Here is a 21,124-nt window from a genome sequence, read left to right on the forward strand (position 1 = left end):
CTCGATACCAGGGCTTTACGCGTGCTTCGAACGACCAAACCCGGATTCGATTCCACATTAAAAACTCTACCGAATAGCGCCATAATCCAAGCCATTACGGCAAAACTGCCTATAAATTTGCTGCTGCTCTCCACCAATCGAGATCTCCGTGTAATTGCCGAGCAACAAAGGCAAGATTGCGATTGCCCCAGCCTCTGTCGCCAGCCAGAAGAGCGAAGACCTCATGGAGTGCCGCAATCTCCGTGTCCGGCGACGAAGAGAGGTGAGATTCGAGCGGCTCAACCGCTGACGTGAGGTCGCGGAGAAGCTCAGGGGTTGGATGAGGAGCAACGGCGATAAGGTCTCCAACAGCAATACCGAGCCAACGAGAGAACTCGATATGAACGAGACGGCGCTCCGGGGCAGTCGCAACGATCAGCTGTGCCAGTATCATGCAACGCCGTGCAACCCTGTCGATCACCACCCGGACCTCGTCAAGCGCGAGTGGCTGTGCAAAACCGCCAACCCAATCGGGTACTCGTTGGCGTTCCATGGCTCACACGTATCCGGAGCTAATCGGCATGCGTCGATCCTTCCCGAATGCCTTCGAGGAGAGGCGGACTCCGACCGGACTCTGTCTTCGCTTGTATTCATTCCGACGAATCAGCGCATCGACCCGCGCTACCATCTCGGGGTCAAAGCCTCGTCCAACCAGTTGTGCTACCGATTGGTCCCGATCGACGAGCGAGACCAGCACCTCATCGAGGACGGGATAGTCGGGAAGTGTATCGGTGTCGAGTTGATCTGGACGCAGCTCCGCACTTGGGGGCTTGGCGAGGATCTCGGTGGGGATAACGATCTGCTGCTGGTTCAGATGCGCTGCGATGGCGTACACCTGGGTTTTATAGAGGTCCTTGATCACCGCGAACCCACCAGCCGTGTCGCCATAGAGGGTCGAATACCCCACCGCCAGCTCAGACTTGTTACCAGTCGTGAGAACCAATCGGCCACTCCCGTTGGAGAGCGCCATCATCAGCATTCCGCGAATACGGCTCTGTAGGTTTTCATCGACAAGACCCTCGACAGGTAGCTCGCGCGCCAGGATCTCGGACAGGCTGCGATGGGCTGCCTCAATCGGCAGGGTGACGAGTTCGCAGCCGAGGTTCTTGGCAAGCGCAGTCGCATCGGTCAGGGAGCCTGGTGAGGAGTAGCGAGATGGCAAGGCAACCAACTGCACGGCCGAGGGGTCGAGCGCCGCTACCGCAAGGGCGGCAACAAGCGCCGAGTCGATACCACCCGAAACCGCAACAAGGACGCCAGGGGCATGATTCTTCCTCACATAGTCACGCGTCCCAAGCACGATGGCCTGCGTCACCTCCTCCGGATCGAAACCCTCGATAGGCGCCTCCATGGGTTTGGACAGGCCAATCGAGCTCACTGGTCTGGCATGGGTGGGTCGAGTCTTGATTATCCGCCGTCTAGCTGGCTCGACATCGGACCTCAAACCACCTCGGGGATCGAGAAGGCGCTTGCGGTAGCGGGCCTCCTCCCCCAAGAAATCAACGACCAACAGATCCTCGGTGAAACGAGCCGCTCTCGTCTGGACACTGCCGAGCGCATCGACAAAGAAGGAGCCGCCATCAAAGACCAGCTCGTCTTGACCACCGACCAGGTTGCAGTAGAGAATCGCCACCGACGCATCGGAAGCTCGGACCTCCATGAGCCGCTCTCGAGCTGCCTGTCGACCCATCTCGTATGGGGAGGCGTTCGCCACGAGCACCAACTCAGCACCCATCGCCGACGCCTGCGCGATCGCGCCTTGTGGAGACCATGCATCCTCGCAGATGGCAAGGCCTAGCGGGACACCGTTGACCTCGAGGAGCTGTGGCTGGGGGTCGCCGGGTCGGAAATACCGGCATTCATCAAAGACGGTATAGTTGGGCAGGATCTGCTTATCATAGGTCATCTGCACCCGGTGATCAAAAAGTACCGCGACGGAGTTATGCAGGTCATCGCCGCGTCGAACAAAACCGATCACCACCACGATATCGTCACCAACGTACTGGGCTACCTTGGCAAGTGCGGCATCGTTGGCATCGACAAACTGCGGTTGGAGGAGAAGATCCTCCGGCGGGTAACCAGTGAGCGTCAGTTCTGGGAAGAGCAGAACATCGACCCCAAGCGATCGCGCCTCCTCGATGGCGGAATAACAGCGATCGACGTTCTGTTCGATAGCTCCGACGGCAACATTAACCTGTGCGCAGGCAAGTTTGAGAGGACTCACATAGTCATGGTAGCCACTGACCTCGGCACCCAGAACCCTGCAATCGAAGTCAAGGATCTTGTGAAGACCTATCCTGGGGCGATCGCTGCAGTTCGTGGCGTGAGTTTCTCCATCCCTCGTGGCAGCATCTATGGGCTTCTCGGTCCCAACGGCGCAGGAAAGACAACCACCTTTGGCATGATCACCACCCGGGTGATTCCGACCTCTGGGACGGTGATGATCAACGGCATCGACGTGGTCGCCAGACCCGCCCAGGCCAAGGGCTTCCTCGGCGTCGTTCCCCAGTCCAACACCCTTGATCGATCTCTGAGCGTCCGAGAAAACCTCACCTTCCACGGCAGATACTTCGGCATGACCGCCAAAGATGCCCGCGCAAAGGCTGATCAGCTACTGGTCCAGTTCCGCCTCCAAGAACGTGCGGCTGCACCAGTCGGGGCGCTCTCGGGAGGAATGGCGCAACGACTTATGGTTGCACGTGCCGTCATGCACAGCCCAACCATTTTGGTACTCGATGAGCCCACCACCGGCCTCGACCCGCAGAGCAGGCTGGCGCTCTGGGAGATCCTGCGCGAGCTCAACACCGCCGGGCAGACCATCCTCCTCTCTACCCACTACATGGATGAGGCCGACGAGCTGTGCGAGAAGATCGCCATTATGGACCATGGGCAGGTGCTTGCCCTTGACACTCCCGCTGCGCTCAAGCGGTCCTATGCAAAGCAAGCGCAGATCTCACTCGATCTCCAGGGGGCCGATCCGGAGGTGGCGACGATGTTGGCACGAGCGCTGCCAAACACCACCGTCAGTTTTGCTGGTACGCAGCTCACCATCTCCACCGATGACCCTACCGATCTCCTGCCAATGCTGGTCAAGGAGCTCGTAGCCATGGAGATCACTTACCGCAATCTTTCAGTACGACAGGGATCGCTCGAGAGCGTCTTTCTCGCGCTCACAGGAAGGGACCTACGAGAATGAGTTTGACTACCGCCACGCGTTCGCACTATGCCCAGACCATCTGGTCACTCGTCGTCCGAGACATCCGGGTGCTGGTCTCCCGCTGGGTCATGTTCTTGGTGCGGGTGATCTCACAGCCCATCCTGATCGTCTTCGTACTGGCCTACGTGTTCCCTAAGATCGGACAGGGGATCGGGGGGAACGCCGCCGCTGAGGCAAAGTTCTCCACACTCCTGGTCGCTGGCGTCGTCGGGATCTCCATCATCACCCAAGGCATTCAAGCCGTTGCCCTCCCACTCGTCCAGGAGTTTTCGTTCACGCGTGAGATCGAGGACCGGGTGCTAGCGCCCGTTCCTATCTGGGGCGTTGCGAGCGCAAAGATCATCTCCGGCGCCCTCCAAGCGCTCATCGCAGCGCTGGTCGTCTTTATCGTCTCGATCTTCATACCGGCCACCACGGTGCATCTTTCCGTCAATTGGCCACTTGTGCTCACCATCATCCCCATCGCCGCAGTGCTCTCGGGGGCGCTTGGGCTCGCCATCGGTACGATCGTTCCTCCTACACAGGTCGCTTTTATCTTCGCAATCATTCTGTTGCCAATGACTTTTCTCGGCGCCGTCTACTACCCCTGGACCAGCCTCGGCACTATTCCCTGGCTCAAATGGGCGGTCCTGATCAATCCGTTGATCTATATCAACGAAGGGCTGCGCGCAGCGCTCACTACCGGCATCCCCCATATGAATCTGTATGGGGTCTATGGGGGGCTGATCGGCTTCTTTCTCCTCCTTCTCTTCATCGGCATCAGAGGTTTCAAGAACCGGGTGATCAGTTAAGACACCTTGTTGAGATATACTTGAACACAGCAACTATTCAGCCCGCTATCAGTGTCTTGATGCATAATCTCGGTAGCCTATCTCGCAACTACCTTGAGGAGGAAGTGACCAATGATAGAAGCACATGGCCTTACCAAGACCTATGAGGGGACTCTGGCGGTCGATCACCTCGACTTCCAAGTGGTCGAGGGACGGGTCACCGGTTTCCTCGGGCCGAACGGAGCGGGCAAATCGACGACGATGCGGATGATCATGGGTCTTGACCACCCAAGCGAAGGCTCTGTACTCATCAACGGTCAACACTTCTCCGAACTGAAAAACCCGCTTCGGACCATCGGAGCCCTGCTCGAAGCCAAAGCCTATCATCCGGGTCGCACCGCTCGCAATCATCTCTTGGCGCTCGCCGCCACGAACCATATCTCCAAACAGCGTGTTGACGAGGTGCTTGACCTCGTAGGGCTTACCTCAGTCGCAGATCGGCGAGCGGGCACCTTCTCGCTCGGCATGGGTCAACGACTCGGCATCGCCGCAGCCCTGCTCGGCGATGCCCCGCTCCTCCTCTTCGACGAGCCAGTCAACGGACTCGATCCTGAGGGAATTCTTTGGATTCGCCACCTCTTGCGCGGTTTGGCAGCAGAGGGCCGTGGCATCTTCGTCTCCAGCCACCTCATGAGCGAGATGGCGCTCACGGCTGATCATGTCGTGGTCATTGGTCGGGGCAAGCTTGTCGCCGACACCGACATGACTAACTTCATCGACGCCAACTCAGGCAAGACGACGCTGGTACGAACGCCACGTCGAGACGAACTCCAAGCCCTGCTCGCCCAACGGGGCGCGACCATGACCAACGTCGACCCAGACGGCCTACAAGTAACTGGCCTTGAGACCGCAGCTATCGGTGAGATCGCCTTCTCGGCAGGCATCGTACTCCATGAACTCGCCAGCGTCTCCGCTAGCCTTGAGGACGCCTTCATGAGCCTGATGCAAGATGACGTTGAGTTCCAGTCCCATACCGCAGTCCAGCTAGAAGGGGAGCGCGCATGAGTGTGACCACCACAACCCAACGTCGCCAGAGCTTTGGTGACCTACTCGCCTCGGAATGGGTGAAGATCCGCTCAGTGCGCTCTACCATTCTCACCCTCCTTATCACCGCGATCCTGACCATTGGCATCTCATCGCTTGGGGCGTGGGCGATCGCGGCGAACTGGAATCACGTTAGCCCAGCACAGCATCTGGGCTTCGACCCGACCTCACGAAGCCTCTCGGGCGTGCTCCTCGGTCAGCTTGCCCTTGGCGTGCTCGGAATTTTGGTCTTTACGGCTGAGGTCGCGACCGGCACCATCAGTGCGACCTTGACGGCGGCGGCCTCTCGGTCCAAGGTCCTTCTCGCAAAAATTACGATGTTCGCCATCGTGGCGATCATCGTTGGCGAGATCGTGAGTTTTGCCAGCTTCTTCGCCGGCCAAGCTCTGCTCTCGGGCACGACACCGACCGCATCGCTCGGCGGCGCCAATGTTTTGCGTGCGGTCGCGGGTACCGGCCTGTACATGGCGCTTCTCGCGCTCTTTGCATTAGGTCTTGGCGTCATCGTTCGCCATACCGCTGGCGCGATCACCACCTTTGTCGCGTTAGTCTTGGTGCTGCCACTGTTGGTGACAGCGCTGCCAACCTCACTCGCAAACGCTATCAACAAATTTCTGCCCTTCACGATCGGACAGACGATGATGAGCGTGCACTCCCAACCAGATACCTTCAGTGCATGGCTCGGTCTCGGCCTCCTCGCCATCTATACCATTCTTGTCCTGCTGATCGCCAACTGGAGACTGACCAGTCGAGACGCCTAACGCCCTGTCCCACTTCTCCTGGGAGTCGATGGTCAGGTAGACATCAAGCGTTGCCACCTCTCTTTTGTCTTCGTCAACGCCCTGATCATTTACGCTGATCGTTTGCTGTAGCCATCTCCACGACCACAGACGATTAGAGCGGCAGAAGTCCTCCGCTGGGAGCTGACCCTGGCAAAACTGACGCAGCAAGCGGCGGGCGAATCCTCAACGGCGTTCCCCAACCTGGGAACGTCACCGTCCACTGGGTGTGATACGTCAGTCGATCGTGAGTGAGCACGGCCGCCACCTCGAGGCCGCGGACGTAGCCAGCACCTACATAGACCGTGTAACGAAGCCGTTGGATGCCCACAAGCGCCTGTTTCAGTGTTGCTGGGCCGTGTCGTAAGGTGGTGGCAATCTGCGCTTTTGAAAGCTGTCCACTATAACCAAGACAGGTAGCCCCACTGATGACTTGGGACGCACTCGCATGCACGTGTCCAGTCAGGTTCATGACACCGACAACTGCGAGAATCTGGCCGATCTCCTGTTGGCCGAAGCCCACACTGTACCAGTGCCCACTGATCAGGCTCCATGAGTGACCCGCGACGACCCGCGAGGCGCCATAGGCCGACTCAACCCCACCGTTTGCCGCGATGATCGCCACCTCACCATCTCGATCACTCGGATCCCAGGCACCATACACTGTCGGCCGATGCGCCACACCAGGTGCCTGCTCATGCACGGCGATCTCAAAACGCATCGGCGTTGAGGAGAACGCTGTCACCGCCGCCGCAAGGGGAGCCGGGAGCCGAGGAGTGCGCGGATGATGAGCGTGATCGACCTTGGCCGCTACCGATGCTTTGGACGTTAACGAGGTCGTCTCATGGCTGCTGGTTCCGCACGACGCTAGAAGGAGCGCACCAAGACCGACGACACCGGTTTGCAGCCCCCACCGCGTGTGATACCAAGCCGCCATCGTGTCAAAATCACCTCGTTCCACGCGTATCGCATACGGCCGCCGGATAGCTACGACCGTAGCTAGTAGTGTAACCGGAGGAGGTGATCATGATGGTGGTGCTCGCAGCAGGAGGTGCAATCTATCGTCCCACTGAGGCAGGTGGTTACGAAGTTCTGTTGGTTCACCGACCTCGTTATGATGACTGGTCATGGCCCAAGGGCAAGTGTGAACCAGGAGAAAGCCTTCCCGAATGCGCCATTCGAGAGGTCGAGGAGGAGACGGGGATCTGCACCACCGTTGGCCCCATTCTCTGCGTCATCTCCTACCCGGACCAGCTCCAGAGGACCAAACGGGTCACCTACTATGCACTCGACATCGTAACGATCGGCGAGCACGAGCCCGACCACGAGATCGACCAACTCGCATGGATCAATATCGAGGAGGTCGATCAGCGACTGAGCGCCGCCAGCGACACACGAGTCACCGAAGCGCTTCGTACCCTCCTTGGTGCTCCCACAGAGGGATCACATCCCCAGCCTCCTCGCTAGCAATGGTTAACCGATACTGTTCTTTGGTGGTAGATCACTCCAGTGGCAACGGAGTACTCCGCTCCCGACAGCGAGAAGGTCAAGCTCTGGATCTTTACGTCCCACCAACCTCAATCAAGATATCACCGCCCCCAAGGCGGCCCTGACGCGATTGGCCATACCAGTTCCGCTCGCCAACGGTGCAGGCACCAAGTGGAGTGTGAACACGACGTTAACTGTCAAGTGCACACTGGTCTGACAACGCATGGATCGCCATAGAGTAACGGTGTGGATCCAAGTAAAATGCATGAGGACAAACGTCGGTTTGTGCTGCACGTCGTCGAGGAACGTCGAATCAAATTTATTCAGCTCTGGTTCACTGACGTCCTCGGCATTCCAAAGTCCTTCCAGATCACGCCAGCCGAGCTAGCCAACGCCCTCGACGAGGGGATGATCATCGACGGTTCTGCAATCGACGGCTTCTCACGCATTCAAGAAAGTGACGTCATCGCCAGGCCCGACCCTGATAGTTTCACAATCCTCCCTAACCAGCCCCAGGTGGCGAGGATGTTCTGCGATATCATCAACTTGGATGGCACACCATTCGAGGGGTGTCCACGCAATGTACTCAAACGTACACTTGATCGGACCCATGCACTGGGCCTCACCTTCTTCGTCTCACCGGAGATCGAGTACTTCTACCTCGACCCCACCACCACCAAGCCGCTCGATGAGGGCTCCTACTTCGACCTCTCCTTGAGCGACAAAGGATCAGAGATTCGTAAGGAAACTGTCTTCGCACTCGAGGAGGCTGGAATCGCCGTCAAGTACTCCCACCACGAGGATGGCCCCTCCCAGCATGAGATCGATCTACGCGCGACCGACGCGTTGGCCATGGCCGACAACGTCATCACCACGCGACTCATCATCTCGCGTATCGCAGCGAACGCCGGCGTGCTCGCCACCTTTATGCCAAAGCCACTCGCCGGCGTACAGGGTTCGGGCATGCATCTGCACATGGCGCTCTTTGATGCCGACGATAACCTCTTCGCCGACCCAACAACCGCAGACGGTCTCAGTGCACAGGCTCGTCATTTTATCGCTGGGTTACTCGCCCACGCGGCCGAGATGACCGCTGTCACGAATCAGTGGGTGAACTCCTACAAACGCCTCGTTCCCGGGTATGAGGCACCAGCTGACATTGCGTGGGCACACCACAATCGTTCTGCGCTCGTGCGCGTCCCGATTGCCCCCTCGACACGCGAAGAGAACTACCAAGTCGAATACCGTGCGCCCGATCCGGCCTGCAATCCGTACCTCGCCTTCGCGGTGATCCTAGCCGCCGGCCTCGATGGCCTCACCAACAAACTTGAGCTTCCCCGTGAGACGACAGAGAACCTGTTTACCCTGCCTGAGACGAAACGCGATGCCCTCGACATAACCCCCCTGCCTAGCACGCTAGAGGAGGCGCTGCTTCGCATGGAGGAGTCCACTCTCGTCCGTGAGACCCTCGGAGACCACGTCACCGAGTGGTTTATCCGCAACAAGCACTCGGAGTGGGAACGTTACAACACTCGCATCTCTCAGTACGAACTGGCTCGCTACCTAAGGGTGCTCTAGTTGGCCACCGTCGCTGTCTTCTCCCCCAAAAACGTGGAGAGAGTGATCGACTTCTACGACGATACCAGCTATGAATTCGTGGTTATCGGGCCAGAGGAGACCGCCCTTCCCGATCAGGTCGCGGGGGTGATCATCGATGCGACCACCGATTTCGACCAGGCTGTCATGCTCTGCCGAGGGATCAGACGGCATCGAGAGAGTGACGTAACCCTCCTGCTCCTGATCGAGCGACATCAGGTGAAAGAACTCGCCCTGCGGGAGGGGATGATCGACGACTTTGCGGTCTCACCCTTTGACCGCAACGAACTCGCCGTACGTCTCCAACACCTTCTGGTCCGCCACGGCCAGCCAGAGGAGCACTCCAAGATCGCCATCGGTCCGCTCGTGCTCGACACCGACACCTATCAGGCGTCGCTTGCGGGGGCCCCCATGGACCTGACCTACATGGAATACGAACTCTTAAAGTTCCTGGCAAGCCATCCCGGTAAGGTCTTTTCGCGAGAGACCCTACTGTCGAGAGTTTGGGGCTACGAATACTACGGCGGGGCACGGACCGTCGACGTCCATATCCGACGGTTACGAGCGAAGCTGGGAGAAGGCTACGAAGCGCTCATCCAAACCGTTCGCTCCGTCGGCTACAAGTTTGGACTCCCGACAGAACCTACAGACGACTCCGCGTAGGCTCTTGACTCCATATAGGCACCGCACTCCCCACCAGCGAGAGGCGTGACAGCGTGGTTACGAGAAGGAGGAGCCGCAACCGCAGGTTCGGGTCGCGTTGGGGTTAGTGATGTGGAACCCTGCTTCACTCAAGGAATCGCTGTAATCGAGCGAAGCACCCTTGATCAACTCAGCCGACGCCGCATCAACGACGACTCGAACATCCCCGAAGGTCGCGGCAATGTCATCTTCAGCGAGTTCGCTATCGAAGAACATATCATAGCTATACCCTGAACATCCTCCCGGAGCGACGGCTACCCGGAGGAACAGACCTTCCGCGCCCTCTTCTTCGGCGAGCAGCGCAGCAACTTTTGCCACGGCACGATCCGTCAGGGTAATCACTGAGGGCCGTTTGCCGATTTTTACCGATGTCATTGCCATGATCACTCCTTCAAGACACTGTTATGACTCCAGTATAGCGCAGATCAGCATCGTCCTAGAAGGACCTCTTAGCGAACATCGTACCCACCACTGATTGTGCGCCATGAGGAACCTCCTGTGCCAACACCCTGACGAGAGCCTCATGCGTCAGCAAACCGTTATTAGGCTAGGTACCATGACTACGAACACGACGGCATCCGCCCAAGAGGCTCGGATTCACGACGTCGTCGATGCAGTGATGGACCCAGAACTCGGCTTGACCCTTGGGGAACTTGGCATGGTCAAAGCGGTAACGGTGACTGAGCACCAGATCTCGATCCTGGTCGCCTTAACAACACCAGGCTGCCCTCTCAAGAACCAAATTCAGAGAAGTCTCTCCGATGCCATCGATGACCAAGATCGTGAAGGGCGCCAGCTCAAAGTCACTTTTACGGAGTTAACCCGCGAGGAGAAGGAGCAAGCCATGCAGCTCGCTCGTAAAGGAGCACAAGCCACCGATCTCCCACCAGCACTACAGGGGACCCAACTGCTCGCTTTCTCCTCGGGGAAGGGAGGCGTTGGCAAATCGTCACTCGCTATCGCGGTGGCACAGAACATCGCCGAGCGAGGCTATCATGTCGGCGTTCTTGACGCCGACATTTGGGGGTTCTCGCAACCCCAACTGCTCTCAGCCCAGGCAGAGCGACTGAGCGCTGAAGGGGATGCCGTCGATTTCCACATCAATCCGTACCTTGCACCGACGGGGGCCGGAACACTCGCCGTGGTATCGATGGGCATGATGGTAGAACAAGCGGGATCGGCCATCATGTGGCGAGGTCTCATGCTATCGCGAGCGCTCCAACACTTCATCGAGGATGTAAATTGGGCCAACCCCGACTATCTCATCATCGACCTACCTCCGGGGACCGGGGATGTTCCGATGACCCTTGCCCGTCTCCTGCCAACGACGAAGGTCGCCCTCGTGACGACCCCTTCAGCACTCGCCAGCCATGTCGCCGAGCGTGCGGCCTCCTTTGCCATCAAAGCGAACCTGGCGCTACTCGGTGTCATCGAGAACATGAGTTGGATCGACTGTCCCCATGGCGAACGCTTGACGCCATTCGGGCAAGGCGGCGGAGCGGCGATCGCCGCGCAGTATCAACTTCCACTGCTGGCCCACATTCCCCTTGGGGAGTCTCTCCACGACATGCCAGCGATCATCGATCTCACCTCAGCGATCCTCGAGCAGATGGGTCGGCAAGAGGATGCGTTGGGAGCCTGCACCGCTCACCTTTGGGATGCATTGACAGTGGACGATCCGAGCCCTCTGCGATGACCTACCGCTGAGCCGACCGCAACGATCACCGTCCCCAACGACAACTCCCGATCGACGCTGGAATCTTGTCAGTGGTTCAACTGATGGGCGGCATCAAGCGAGCGCCGCAAACATCTTGTCGCCCTGGGCGTCGGAGGTTAAGGGAACCGTCGCCGGGGCCGCACCAAAAGCGAAACAACCCGCCGGATCGACCGCCAAACACACCTCAGCCCCGCGCTCAAAACGTTCTCGCGCGAAGACGCCAACGAGTTGATGCCCACCTCCGACTTCGACGACATGATCGTAGCCTCTACCACGAAAAGCGACATCGCAGATCCGGCCACGAAACTGATTAGTAGAGCTATCTGCAGTCTCGATATCCCTTAGCGTCGCCGCCGCTGTTCTGATGAAGACGCCCACGGGGTCCTTGTCCGATCCCGGTGAGAGCCCACCTACCTGCGCTGTCACGAGGGCATCTTCGACACGAACGACCATCGTCCCGTTCGAACCCCAAGACTCCACGACGCCCGGCAATTCTCCAGCAAGGCCGGTAAAGCGTGCGACAAAAGGCGTCTGCGGAGACGAATAGAGTGCCTCAGGAGTTGAGTATTGAACGAGCCTACCGGCTTGTAGTACTCCGATTTTATCTGCCAGCGCAAACGCCTCTGATTGGTCATGCGTGATGTAGACCGCAGTGGAGCCGCATTCTCTCGTCAAACTCGCGATCTCCACCCGCAACCGTTCTCGCAGATCGGCATCCAGATTCGAGAGTGGCTCATCAAAGAGAAGGAGCCCCGGTTTGGCAACCAACGCTCGCGCAAGCGCCACACGCTGCTGCTCACCCCCAGAGAGATCATTAGGATACTGATCGGCATGGGTGGCCAGGCCGACACGATCGAGCATCTCCAGCGAGGCCCGCCTTCGTTCATCTGCGCTCATTTTGAGCCTCCGTAGCGCAAAGGCAACATTTTCAATGGCCTTCATGTGTGGCCACAGTGCATAATCTTGAAAGACCATGGCGAGGTCGCGCCCCTCAGGCGGGTGGTGCTTCCCCGGCCCAGCAACCGTCTTGCCATCAAAGGCGATCTGTCCACTATCGACGGTCTCGATACCAGCGATCAGCCGGATCAACGTCGATTTACCACTACCCGATGGCCCCAAGAGGACGACAAACTCGCCCGAGCGTGCCTGGAACCTCACCTCATCAAGGGCGAGCTTCGTCGGCGTATAGCGCTTCGATACTCCGTCAATCCGAAGACTTGGAGCCGCTGATCCTGTTATGCCCATAGTGCACTCCTTAGAGAACATTCGCTCCTAACCGTCGCCAGCCCTTTGGGGCCAGAAAGCGGAAGAGCAGCGAGATGATGATAATCATGCCGAGATCGATGAGCAGTGCAACGATCGACAACGCCGTACCCTGCGAGAGGTTCGACTTCCCGAGCACCGAAATGATCGCAACAGCGACTGGCTGGGTACCAGGCGGCGCCAACAGTTCAGAGGCCGGCAACTCAAGAAACGTGGCCGCAAAAGTGAGCAACCACGCCCACAGCAAACTCGGCCCAAGAAGCGGTATCGCACATCGCCACCACGATTTGGTCAAACCAGCCCCATGCACTCGCCCGGCGTCAAGCAGTGACCCCTTCACTTGGGCCAATGGTCCCGCAAGCACACGGGTAGTCGACGGCAACGCTCCTGCGAGGTACGCCATGATGAGTATCAGAACCGTACCGTAGATATCGATACCAAGACTTGATAGTATTGGCAAGTTATAGGCGAAAATATAGCCTGCAGCCAGCACCAACCCAGGCAAAGCGATCGCAGCAAGTACCGTGACATCGAGCAACTTGTCGATCAGTTTTGTACCTCTCCTCGAGAGTCGCCGTGCGATAACGGTGCCAAGGATGAGAGCAAGAAACCCATTGAGCACGGCCAGTTTGAAGGAGAATCCAAGAGAGCTCCCGAGGCCCGAGATCCCAAAGAGACCGCGATAGGCACTCAGGGTCAGATTGTGCAGGGAGAGTGTCGCGAAGGGCTTGAGCATCGAGGAGACAAGGGCACCGAGAATCGGCACACCGAGCGCAACGAAAAAGACCACCAACAACACTCCAAGCGCGATGAGTTGTCCGCGGAGAGTAAGACGCGTTTGCTTCGCCGATCTCGTTCGTCCACCGAGGACCGCGTAGGACCGACTCTTGAGAAACCGTTTTTGCAGCGTCAATGCAACAGCCACCGCCACAACCAGCATCAAACCGATGACCGCAGCTACACCAAAGTTGGCCGGGTAGGAAGAGAGCGCAACATAGAGGTTATACGTCGCTATCGGGAAGTGTGCATTGGGAGCGATCACGGCAGCGGTGCCAAAGTCAGCGATCGATTCGGCAAAGACGACGATGAGCCCGGCAAAGATCGAAGGCAGGATCATCGGCACCATCACCCGCAAGGTAGTCAGCCTCCCTCCGCCGTGCACTCGGGCCGCATCCTCAAAACTCGATCCCAGTGCCGCGATTGACCCGGCGACGGCGAAGTAGGCAAATGGCAACCCTTTGATAGCCAATACCAAGGTATAGCCGACAGGGCCGAAGAAGATCTTGGTGTAGATCGGGCTATACAGACCGACCGCCGCCAACACCCCTCCTGGTCCAAGCACCACCTGCCAACCCACAGCGATGATATAACTCGGGACCAAGAGGACCGCCCAGATCGAGATGGACCATACTCTCCGGCCGCCCACATTGGTACGCTGGAGCAACCAAGCCAACAGGATCGCAAACGCGACCGCCAAGAGTGCCGCGAGGATCCCGACCACCAGCGAGTCCGCCATCCCTTGCAGCGTGACACCGGTAAGGGCCTCGCGGAAGGCGTTGATCGTAAACCATGCACTTCCTTGGTCAAAAAGACGGGGTGAGACGGCCAGGATCAAGAAACAGGCGGTCGGGACGAGCAGTACAACAACGAGCACCACCCAAAAGATTGGCCACCCCAAGAACTCAGCAAGGCGGCCCAGCCACCTTGAAAGGACCGAGCCCGAGCGCTCGTAGCGCTCGGGCTGCTCGATCGGTCGCTCAATAAGTGCTACCACTGCTACCTACTGAACGATGTTGTTGGTGAACCAAGCGTTAATCGTGGCCTCGCGAGAACCCCACACGATTGGATTTGGATAGTCCGTAGGAATATTCTTCAAGTTCGGCACCTCTGAATGTGCTTTCGTCCCCTCGATGATGGGGTAAAAGAGCGAATCGCCGTGAGGATCACCGCTGAGCATCAGCGCTTGACCCTTAGGGCTGTAGACAAAGTCGGCAAATTTTTTCGCCTCAACAATCTCCGCCTTTGGAGCCTTACCGTCGATACCGATCACGCCGGGAAGAAGCGCTGACTTATCGGGATAAGCGACCTTCAGATCAGGGGTAGTGAATGCAAACCCAATACCAGCGGAGTTCTGCACCAACGCCACTTTGATTGCTCCGGTCAGTAGCGCATGGAGCGTCACCTTATTGGTTGAGTAGATGTGCAGTCCGTTGGCCGCGAGCTTCTTGAAATAGGCCTCACCTTGCGTGACGCCACCCTGTTGTTGCATGATGGAGGCGACTGCCGTGTAGGTCGGACCCGAAATCGCTGGGTTGTTCATCCCGATAGCACCCTTCCAGGTGGGCGTCAACAGACTGCTCCACGAGGTTGGTGGGTTCTTGGTAACCTTGGAGTTATAGACATAGGCAGCGGCGATCGTAATCCCGGTCGGGATATAACTCCCATCAGCAGGAACCAACGTTTTGCCTAGCGACGTCAGCGTCCCCGTCGTCGGTTCGAAACCACGCAACAGATAGTGCTGTTGGTCGAGAGCCGCATAGGCGTCCGAGCCATCAGACCAGAAGACACCCCACTGAGGGTTCTCGGCCTCTGCCGATATTTTCGCCAAAAGCGTACCGGTTGAGTGGTTCACCATCTCCGTCGGAATCCCCGTCGCTTGCTGAAACCCTTTGGCCACCGCTGGTGCGTAGCCTTCAGCCCCGTAGACCACCAACGGCACCACGGGGGTCTTGGAGGCGGTCTTGGTCGTCGATGAGGTAGACGCCGTCGAACTTGATCCACACGCTGCGAGCACACTCGCCGCTCCTGCTAGCGCCAAACCAACCTTGAGAACTCGGGAGAACCGATTACGTTGCATCATGGTCTCAAAGCTACTGAACGACCGTGAACCGGTTCCCAAGGCTCGGTAAACAGCAAGCAAACGACCGATGAATAGTTTGCACCCGGCGGTAAGCCAATCTGGATCCCGCGGTCATCGGCTCCCAAGGCACCCCTACGAGATCGCCACCCCATCTTCATCGGTGCAACGCTCATCACCAAAGGCGGGCATCCGACTCACCTTCACGCCTCTCGCCGACGAGAAGGAGAGAAAAGCGCCCACGGGCTGATGCTCGAGTTCGTAGACATGGACCTGCGGGCTGCGGAGCCGGACAATAGCGTCATGATCGTTATCGAGGTCACGCACGATACTGGCACTCCGTATCGGTGGGTCAATCTCGAATCCGTTGCGCGCCGCTACCACCACAAAGATCGTGGAACTGCAGGCCTGAAAATGTTGATCGGGGGCAAAGATCGCAAAGACAGCGGCCCGATCGGCGAATCTACCGACAATACCCTCCGATACGACCACCTCATCATCGGCTGGGATCGCGACCGTCTGTAGCTGCGCCGCAACTCGTGGAGGAACGGTCAACCATTGTGGAGGAATTCCGCGATCGACGTCGATACCGAGAGCTGCACTCATCACGGCCACAACCCCCATCGCCCCGCCAAGGGGCCATCGAGCCCATCGCGGTGACAACCGTAAGCGGGCCAATAACCACGTACCCATCAGCACCGTACCCATCTCGAGCAGCACGACCTCTGGGAAGTTCTGAAAACCTCCGGATTGCAAGGAGAGAAAGGCAGCCGAATGTTGCAGGCCGTTAGCCCCAATCGCCAACAGAGTGACCATAGCGGCCGGTACAAAGAGCACACCGAGCACCCCTGAATACCCGAGCATCTCACCTATGGCACTGTGTCGCGAAGCCAGAACATGAAGCGGGAGACCAGGATGCGCCAGCACCCCTCCGATAATTGCCATCAACGAAGGGTTCTGGCGGTGGACCTGACTGAGATAGCCATAACTGAGCGCAAAGGTCGTCGATTGATGCGCTCCGAGGATGAGATCGACGGCGAGCCACCCCAACCCCACCGCAACGACCAGAAGGCCCTGGGCGCGCCGTTGTGCAAGGAGCAGAAGGCCTAGCCCCAATCCAATGACCAGCAATATCTCACTCGTACCCGCCAACAACGTCAGCCCGATCATGATCCACGCCAACAATGGCCGTTGTCTGAGAAAGCCAATCAATGCGAGAAGGAGGGTGAGGGCGGCGATCGACTGGAAGTGAAAATCAAAGGACGCTGTCTCATAGAGCCAAGGGTCAGTGAGGGTCATCAACCCAAATCCTGCCAGCATGACCAGCCGCCATGCAAGGGGGAAGTGCTGCTGGAGTATCACTCGAATAGCGACGAGGAGTAGTACCAGCGTGGTTGCCGCCAACGACAGCGATTGGATGACCAACAGCGTGATGCCAGAACGAGCCACGAGTCGTAGCGCTCCAAGCGGCCAAGCCAACAAGGAGAACTGATCACGCCAGAACTGATCCTGGTAGATAGTGTCGAAGGGGTTGAGGTGGCCGTGAGCGATTAGGTACGTTGCCTGATTGACGATCCCATAGTCCTCTGACAGGTCAAAGTGATGAAACTTGTTGAGCGAATAGATCAGCAGTACCGCGAACTGGACAAGGGCACCGAGCCCAGCCAAGGCCCAAAGCACCCGAGTAGTGGTCGTGACCGAACCCTTGCGCAGGGGGCGCATCAAGTCGATCAGTCGTGGCTGATCGGAGTCTGTAGACTCCTCTGTTTCTGAAGACATCGTCGCCTACGGGCCAGTGGCTGGGCGCGTGGGCAGTGCCTCTCCTGAGGCGAGAACGGTCGCAGAGGCCTGACGATACTCTGGGGCATCGGGAAGCGCGACCGCGACAGAGCCATCAGGTCGCCGGTAAAACCGTGGCTGAATTGGTGGGACACTCGTCAGTGCACGCGCGGCGTCGAGCAACGTCTCGACATCACCAAATGACGCAAGAAACTCAAGGTTCTTGACCGTTGGCAGCACCAGCTCAAACTGACCTTGATAGTAGGCATCAAGGGCGCGCTCTGGGGTGATCCACACCTCGCCCACGATCTCGGAGCGGTCCGGCGTCGCCAGCTGTTGGGGTGGAACGCGCGCGAGGAAGAAGCGGGTATCAAAACGCCTTGGCGCGCCTTCTGGGGTGATCCAATGAGCGACATAGATGAGCGCTCCGACATCAAGCACAAGATCGAGGTGCTGAACGATCTGGGCGAAGGAGCGTTCTCCCTCCACGAGTGCACGTCGTGCAACCCGCAACTGGAGCTCAAGGTCGCTGGCAGGGCGACGGAGATCATCCACCACGAGGAGAATGCCCGCCTCCTCATAGGCTTCTCGCAGGGCGGCCACATAGAAACGAAGGGCATCCGTGACACCAAGACGTGCATCTGCCTCGCTGGGGTCTAACCCGGAGCATCGAGCAGTAAGCGTCGGATCACCATCATTCACATCCACCGATCCGCCCGGGAAGACATGAGCACCTCCGGCGAACGCGAGATCTTTGTTCCTCCGCAGGAGAAGGACCTCAAAACCTGCGGGAGCATCGCGCACCAACATCACCGTGGAGGCCAAGCGCAACTGAGCAGTACTCATATGGTCGGGAAGGCGGGATTTGAACCCGCGACCTCAGCGTCCCGAACGCTGCGCGCTGCCAAGCTGCGCTACTTCCCGTCAGCTACCAGTGTAGAGGCTTCTTCCACCTCGCGACTACTGTCGAGTGGTTGATATGAGTTGTCGAGGAAAAGGTTCCCATCGAGGACCGCCTCCACGGCGTCAACCACCATCAGCGGATTCAAGGGCTTCACCAGATAACCATCCGCTCCGGAACGCTTAGCGGTAAAAACATCAGCTCGTCGATCGAGGAGCAAGATGATTCGCGTCGGCTCCAAACGGCCCGCATCTGCCTCTAGACGCAGATCAATGCAGACCGCGATGCCACCCATCGAACCGATCTGTGAATCCAGGACCACGACATCGGGTTGGATCTCCGCGGCGGCGTCTCGGACTGCTCTGCCCGCTGACACAGCGTAGAGCGTGTGTTCATCGGCATCAAGGGTGGAGGCGAGCTCCTCTTCGAGCTCGGGTGAATCAGTGACAAGAAGGATGGTTGCCATAGTTCACCAGCCTACTCGGGGACCGCGAAGGGTACCAAAGCACACCGTTGCATTGCATCGGCCACCTCTTCTAGCGCCGTGAGGTTCGAGACATCACTCGCGAGATCCTCAAGGAAATAAAATCCACCGAGCGCGAGATCAAGCCCCCATGACTCGATCGCCAAGACTTCATGTGCACGCATACGCGCCAGCCGTTCTAGGTCAGCACGGGCTTGTGCCGGTGCATGCGGATCGGACGGATCCGACGCATAGGTTGGCGTCATGCGGTTGATCAGTACGCTGTTGACCTCGTGTCCTATCCCCTGTAAAAGCTCCACCATTCGACTCCCCGCCGCCAAGGAGTCAGGCGCCGGTGAGGAGACCAACAGATAACTCGTCGCCTCCGATGCGAGCAGCTCACTCGTCCTCAGTGCTCGTTCACGGAATCCCTCTTCGATCCCGGAAAAGGCCTGGAAGAAGCTCATGGTATCGTTGACGACATCGGCACCTACCACGCTTGCGATCTGTTTGACGAGGCCGCGAGTCGCCATCGCAATCGGTCGCAAGTAAAGAGGCGGAGGCTTGAGCATGAATTTGAAGACACGGTTGTCCAAAAACCCCGCGAGTCGACTCGGGGCGTGCAGGAAATCGATCGCCGCTTGGGCGGGTGGCGTATCGACAATGATCGTGTCGAAACGCTGACTCTCCCTGAGTTCCCAAAGCCGCTCAAAGGCCATGTACTCCTGCGTGCCCGACAACCGCGTTACAAGATTACGGTAGACAGGATTCTCGACAATCTCCTTCTCCTGAGCCTCCGAAGAGGAGTAACGAGCGATCATCGCGTCAAAGGTCTGCTTTGGGTCGAGCATCGCCACCCAGTAGTTGGGGATATCCTCGCTGGCAAGCACCGGCTCATTGCCAACCCGGTCAAGGCCAAGCGCAGAGGCGAGGCGCCGTGCCGGGTCGATCGTTAACACACAGACGTTGCGACCCGTCCTTGCCAGCAAAAGCCCAACCGCCGCCGCACTGGTGGTCTTGCCGACTCCACCTGGACCAATACAGACCAGCGTCTCTTTGGAGCCGATGGCATCGAGAAGATCCGTCACTGCATCTCCCATCGATCCGCCTGATCAAAAAGATACTTAGCTGCTTTCGTTGGTTGCGTGGCGTTCTCCACGAAAGGAAACTCAAAAACAGGGACGGGAAGCAGGCCACGAACCACTTGGACCTGTGCCTGCGCAAAGTCCGAACGTGAGGTCAAATACTGATTCGCGCGGTCTTCGGCCGAACCTGGCATCAGATCATCGAGTCGATGCACCATCGCGGGCATCCTGTTGACGACACAAGAGAGTACGTGGGTAGCTAGCAACGTTGTCAAGTTGGTGTAGACCTCGCTCGTCTCCTGCACTGGGGTCTCCTCCGGCAACGTCACCAGCACAACCCCGGTCAACTCCTGATCCCGCAACAGAGCGATGACGTCGGCACTCTGCGAAGCGATCGGCCCATCGGTCGCTATCGCACCGAGTCCATCAGGCGATGATAACAATGAAAGCAGATGACCAGACGCGGGCGCGTCCACGAGAACAAGATCATAGATGCCAGAGTTCACCAACTGCTTGATCTTCGCCAACACCAACAAGTCCCGGATGCCGGGGATCGCCGTCGAAACGGCATCGATGACACCGGACTTCAACAGACGCTGGGCCAATGGACCAAAGCCATGGGTCTCAAGGTACTCCAACATGACGGCATCCGGCAGGAGAATGACCTGTTCAATGCCGTCTGATTCACCACCAAATTCGTCAAAGAGCACCAGCAAGGGTTTCAGCCCCGCCGTCTGGGCGATACGAGCGATGAGACGAGCCACACTTGACTTACCCACCCCACCCTTGCCCGTCACGAGTACCAGCCGGGGATCGCCAATGAGCTCCGAGAGTATGATGCGCGCCTTCGCTGTCTGCACCCCTCTCACCTTAGGCGCGATCACCTCGATTAATGAACACTCCTCCAGCTTGACTTTTCGCGCAAAAAGCTTCTATGCTGATCAGAACGGCCGAGAAGCGGCGATTCGCTAACCATGGGGGGAAACATGACAGGCGAAAACTGGAGAGATCAGGCTTCATGTCGAGGTTGGGGATTAAACCTTTTTTTCCCGCCTGATGAGCCAAGGGGTGAGTCACCCGGAGAACGTCGACTGCGAGAAAACCAAGCAAAACGCGTCTGCCATGGTTGCCCAGTGCAGCAGGACTGTCTTGAGTGGGCATTGGCAAAGGGTGAATCTCGAGGCATCTGGGGTGGGCGTAACGAGTTGGAGCGCAAGGCGATGATCCGCGCACGACGACATATCCGGGTGGTCGTCTAGCCATCGGCTGCGCGAGCCAGCCACAACCAGGTGCTGGTCGACACTGTCGCGGGTAACGATTTGATACCCCACTAGAGTCTGGCTATGCCAGAGAGTTTGCCGCCC

Annotated in this window: 21 protein-coding genes and 1 tRNA gene; 9 read left to right on the forward strand and 13 right to left on the reverse strand. The window is 58.3% G+C overall.

Annotated elements, in window-relative coordinates; all coding sequences use genetic code 11:
- Positions 1–109: 109 nt before the first annotated feature.
- Positions 110–532, reverse strand: a complete 423-nt coding sequence (locus M7439_RS07515) for a hypothetical protein (protein ID WP_298347240.1) — start codon at positions 530–532, stop codon at positions 110–112.
- A gap of 3 nt (positions 533–535) precedes the next feature.
- Positions 536–2,263, reverse strand: a complete 1,728-nt coding sequence (locus tag M7439_RS07520; RefSeq protein ID WP_298347242.1) for an NAD+ synthase — start codon at positions 2,261–2,263, stop codon at positions 536–538.
- Positions 2,264–2,269: 6 nt separating this feature from the next.
- Between M7439_RS07520 and M7439_RS07525 the strand changes: the two genes are divergently transcribed.
- The 4 genes from M7439_RS07525 to M7439_RS07540 all read left to right on the forward strand — a co-directional run bounded on the left by M7439_RS07525 (position 2,270) and on the right by M7439_RS07540 (position 5,891).
- A complete protein-coding gene (locus tag M7439_RS07525; RefSeq protein ID WP_298347244.1) occupies positions 2,270–3,235 on the forward strand; it encodes an ABC transporter ATP-binding protein in 966 nt (321 codons plus the stop codon).
- Positions 3,232–4,047 carry an ABC transporter permease gene (locus M7439_RS07530; protein WP_298347246.1) on the forward strand — a complete coding sequence of 272 codons (816 nt, stop codon included), beginning with the start codon at positions 3,232–3,234 and terminating at the stop codon, positions 4,045–4,047. Before M7439_RS07525 ends, M7439_RS07530 begins: the two co-directional genes overlap by 4 nt.
- Positions 4,048–4,158: 111 nt before the next feature.
- Positions 4,159–5,091, forward strand: coding sequence for an ATP-binding cassette domain-containing protein (locus tag M7439_RS07535; RefSeq protein ID WP_298347247.1), 933 nt, complete (start codon positions 4,159–4,161; stop codon positions 5,089–5,091).
- The gene (locus M7439_RS07540; RefSeq protein WP_298347249.1) at positions 5,088–5,891 is read left to right on the forward strand and encodes an ABC transporter permease; all 804 of its coding nucleotides are present in this window, start codon (positions 5,088–5,090) and stop codon (positions 5,889–5,891) included. The genes M7439_RS07535 and M7439_RS07540 overlap by 4 nt, the downstream gene beginning before the upstream one ends.
- A 133-nt stretch (positions 5,892–6,024) precedes the next feature.
- Here M7439_RS07540 and M7439_RS07545 read toward each other — a convergent pair whose 3' ends face one another.
- On the reverse strand, positions 6,025–6,870 hold the full coding sequence (locus M7439_RS07545) for a hypothetical protein (protein ID WP_298347253.1): 846 nt from the start codon (positions 6,868–6,870) through the stop codon (positions 6,025–6,027).
- A gap of 65 nt (positions 6,871–6,935) precedes the next feature.
- On the opposite strand from M7439_RS07545, the gene M7439_RS07550 reads away from it, so the two are divergent.
- The 3 genes from M7439_RS07550 to M7439_RS07560 all read left to right on the forward strand — a co-directional run bounded on the left by M7439_RS07550 (position 6,936) and on the right by M7439_RS07560 (position 9,656).
- Positions 6,936–7,376, forward strand: a complete 441-nt coding sequence (locus tag M7439_RS07550) for an NUDIX hydrolase (protein ID WP_298347255.1) — start codon at positions 6,936–6,938, stop codon at positions 7,374–7,376.
- 267 nt (positions 7,377–7,643) lie between these two features.
- Positions 7,644–8,975, forward strand: coding sequence for a glutamine synthetase family protein (locus tag M7439_RS07555; RefSeq protein WP_298347257.1), 1,332 nt, complete (start codon positions 7,644–7,646; stop codon positions 8,973–8,975).
- Complete coding sequence (locus tag M7439_RS07560) at positions 8,976–9,656, forward strand: response regulator transcription factor (RefSeq protein WP_298347259.1); 681 nt, start codon at positions 8,976–8,978, stop codon at positions 9,654–9,656.
- Between the two features lie 57 nt (positions 9,657–9,713).
- Here M7439_RS07560 and M7439_RS07565 read toward each other — a convergent pair whose 3' ends face one another.
- Positions 9,714–10,076 carry an iron-sulfur cluster assembly accessory protein gene (locus M7439_RS07565; protein WP_298336248.1) on the reverse strand — a complete coding sequence of 121 codons (363 nt, stop codon included), beginning with the start codon at positions 10,074–10,076 and terminating at the stop codon, positions 9,714–9,716.
- A 175-nt stretch (positions 10,077–10,251) separates the two neighbouring features.
- Here M7439_RS07565 and M7439_RS07570 point away from each other — a divergent pair, with 175 nt between their 5' ends.
- A complete protein-coding gene (locus M7439_RS07570; RefSeq protein ID WP_308464439.1) occupies positions 10,252–11,391 on the forward strand; it encodes a P-loop NTPase in 1,140 nt (379 codons plus the stop codon).
- Positions 11,392–11,484: 93 nt separating this feature from the next.
- Here M7439_RS07570 and M7439_RS07575 read toward each other — a convergent pair whose 3' ends face one another.
- From M7439_RS07575 to M7439_RS07615, 9 genes are all read right to left on the reverse strand, one after another.
- On the reverse strand, positions 11,485–12,657 hold the full coding sequence (locus M7439_RS07575) for an ABC transporter ATP-binding protein (protein WP_298347263.1): 1,173 nt from the start codon (positions 12,655–12,657) through the stop codon (positions 11,485–11,487).
- 10 nt (positions 12,658–12,667) lie between these two features.
- On the reverse strand, positions 12,668–14,449 hold the full coding sequence (locus tag M7439_RS07580; RefSeq protein WP_298347265.1) for an iron ABC transporter permease: 1,782 nt from the start codon (positions 14,447–14,449) through the stop codon (positions 12,668–12,670).
- Positions 14,450–14,455: 6 nt separating this feature from the next.
- A complete protein-coding gene (locus M7439_RS07585; protein ID WP_298347267.1) occupies positions 14,456–15,535 on the reverse strand; it encodes an ABC transporter substrate-binding protein in 1,080 nt (359 codons plus the stop codon).
- A 132-nt stretch (positions 15,536–15,667) separates the two neighbouring features.
- Complete coding sequence (locus M7439_RS07590; RefSeq protein ID WP_298347269.1) at positions 15,668–17,311, reverse strand: DUF2079 domain-containing protein; 1,644 nt, start codon at positions 17,309–17,311, stop codon at positions 15,668–15,670.
- 6 nt (positions 17,312–17,317) lie between these two features.
- Complete coding sequence (locus tag M7439_RS07595) at positions 17,318–18,157, reverse strand: hypothetical protein (RefSeq protein WP_298347271.1); 840 nt, start codon at positions 18,155–18,157, stop codon at positions 17,318–17,320.
- Position 18,158: 1 nt separating this feature from the next.
- Positions 18,159–18,235 (reverse strand) — tRNA-Pro (locus M7439_RS07600).
- The gene (locus M7439_RS07605) at positions 18,226–18,678 is read right to left on the reverse strand and encodes a response regulator transcription factor (RefSeq protein WP_298347272.1); all 453 of its coding nucleotides are present in this window, start codon (positions 18,676–18,678) and stop codon (positions 18,226–18,228) included. The genes M7439_RS07600 and M7439_RS07605 overlap by 10 nt, the downstream gene beginning before the upstream one ends.
- Before the next feature lie 11 nt (positions 18,679–18,689).
- Positions 18,690–19,763 carry an ArsA-related P-loop ATPase gene (locus M7439_RS07610; protein WP_298349600.1) on the reverse strand — a complete coding sequence of 358 codons (1,074 nt, stop codon included), beginning with the start codon at positions 19,761–19,763 and terminating at the stop codon, positions 18,690–18,692.
- On the reverse strand, positions 19,760–20,620 hold the full coding sequence (locus M7439_RS07615) for an ArsA-related P-loop ATPase (protein ID WP_298347276.1): 861 nt from the start codon (positions 20,618–20,620) through the stop codon (positions 19,760–19,762). Before M7439_RS07615 ends, M7439_RS07610 begins: the two co-directional genes overlap by 4 nt.
- A gap of 126 nt (positions 20,621–20,746) precedes the next feature.
- Here M7439_RS07615 and M7439_RS07620 point away from each other — a divergent pair, with 126 nt between their 5' ends.
- Positions 20,747–21,019, forward strand: coding sequence for a WhiB family transcriptional regulator (locus M7439_RS07620; protein ID WP_298347278.1), 273 nt, complete (start codon positions 20,747–20,749; stop codon positions 21,017–21,019).
- Positions 21,020–21,124: the final 105 nt, after the last annotated feature.

Origin of the sequence: Ferrimicrobium sp. (assembly GCF_027319265.1) — a bacterium.
In the GTDB taxonomy this organism is placed as follows: Bacteria; Actinomycetota; Acidimicrobiia; order Acidimicrobiales; family Acidimicrobiaceae; genus Ferrimicrobium.

What these genes read in the sequence shown, in the direction of transcription:
- M7439_RS07530 (WP_298347246.1), top strand. Translation starts at nt 3,232, where the DNA reads ATGAGTTTGACTACCGCCACGCGTTCGCACTATGCCCAGACCATCTGG.
- M7439_RS07585 (WP_298347267.1), bottom strand. Translation starts at nt 15,535, where the DNA reads ATGATGCAACGTAATCGGTTCTCCCGAGTTCTCAAGGTTGGTTTGGCG.
- M7439_RS07595 (WP_298347271.1), bottom strand. Translation starts at nt 18,157, where the DNA reads ATGAGTACTGCTCAGTTGCGCTTGGCCTCCACGGTGATGTTGGTGCGC.
- M7439_RS07550 (WP_298347255.1), top strand. Translation starts at nt 6,936, where the DNA reads ATGATGGTGGTGCTCGCAGCAGGAGGTGCAATCTATCGTCCCACTGAG.
- M7439_RS07575 (WP_298347263.1), bottom strand. Translation starts at nt 12,657, where the DNA reads ATGGGCATAACAGGATCAGCGGCTCCAAGTCTTCGGATTGACGGAGTA.
- M7439_RS07540 (WP_298347249.1), top strand. Translation starts at nt 5,088, where the DNA reads ATGAGTGTGACCACCACAACCCAACGTCGCCAGAGCTTTGGTGACCTA.
- M7439_RS07565 (WP_298336248.1), bottom strand. Translation starts at nt 10,076, where the DNA reads ATGGCAATGACATCGGTAAAAATCGGCAAACGGCCCTCAGTGATTACC.
- M7439_RS07590 (WP_298347269.1), bottom strand. Translation starts at nt 17,311, where the DNA reads ATGTCTTCAGAAACAGAGGAGTCTACAGACTCCGATCAGCCACGACTG.
- M7439_RS07620 (WP_298347278.1), top strand. Translation starts at nt 20,747, where the DNA reads ATGACAGGCGAAAACTGGAGAGATCAGGCTTCATGTCGAGGTTGGGGA.
- M7439_RS07535 (WP_298347247.1), top strand. Translation starts at nt 4,159, where the DNA reads ATGATAGAAGCACATGGCCTTACCAAGACCTATGAGGGGACTCTGGCG.
- M7439_RS07570 (WP_308464439.1), top strand. Translation starts at nt 10,252, where the DNA reads ATGACTACGAACACGACGGCATCCGCCCAAGAGGCTCGGATTCACGAC.
- M7439_RS07515 (WP_298347240.1), bottom strand. Translation starts at nt 532, where the DNA reads ATGGAACGCCAACGAGTACCCGATTGGGTTGGCGGTTTTGCACAGCCA.
- M7439_RS07605 (WP_298347272.1), bottom strand. Translation starts at nt 18,678, where the DNA reads ATGGCAACCATCCTTCTTGTCACTGATTCACCCGAGCTCGAAGAGGAG.
- M7439_RS07525 (WP_298347244.1), top strand. Translation starts at nt 2,270, where the DNA reads ATGGTAGCCACTGACCTCGGCACCCAGAACCCTGCAATCGAAGTCAAG.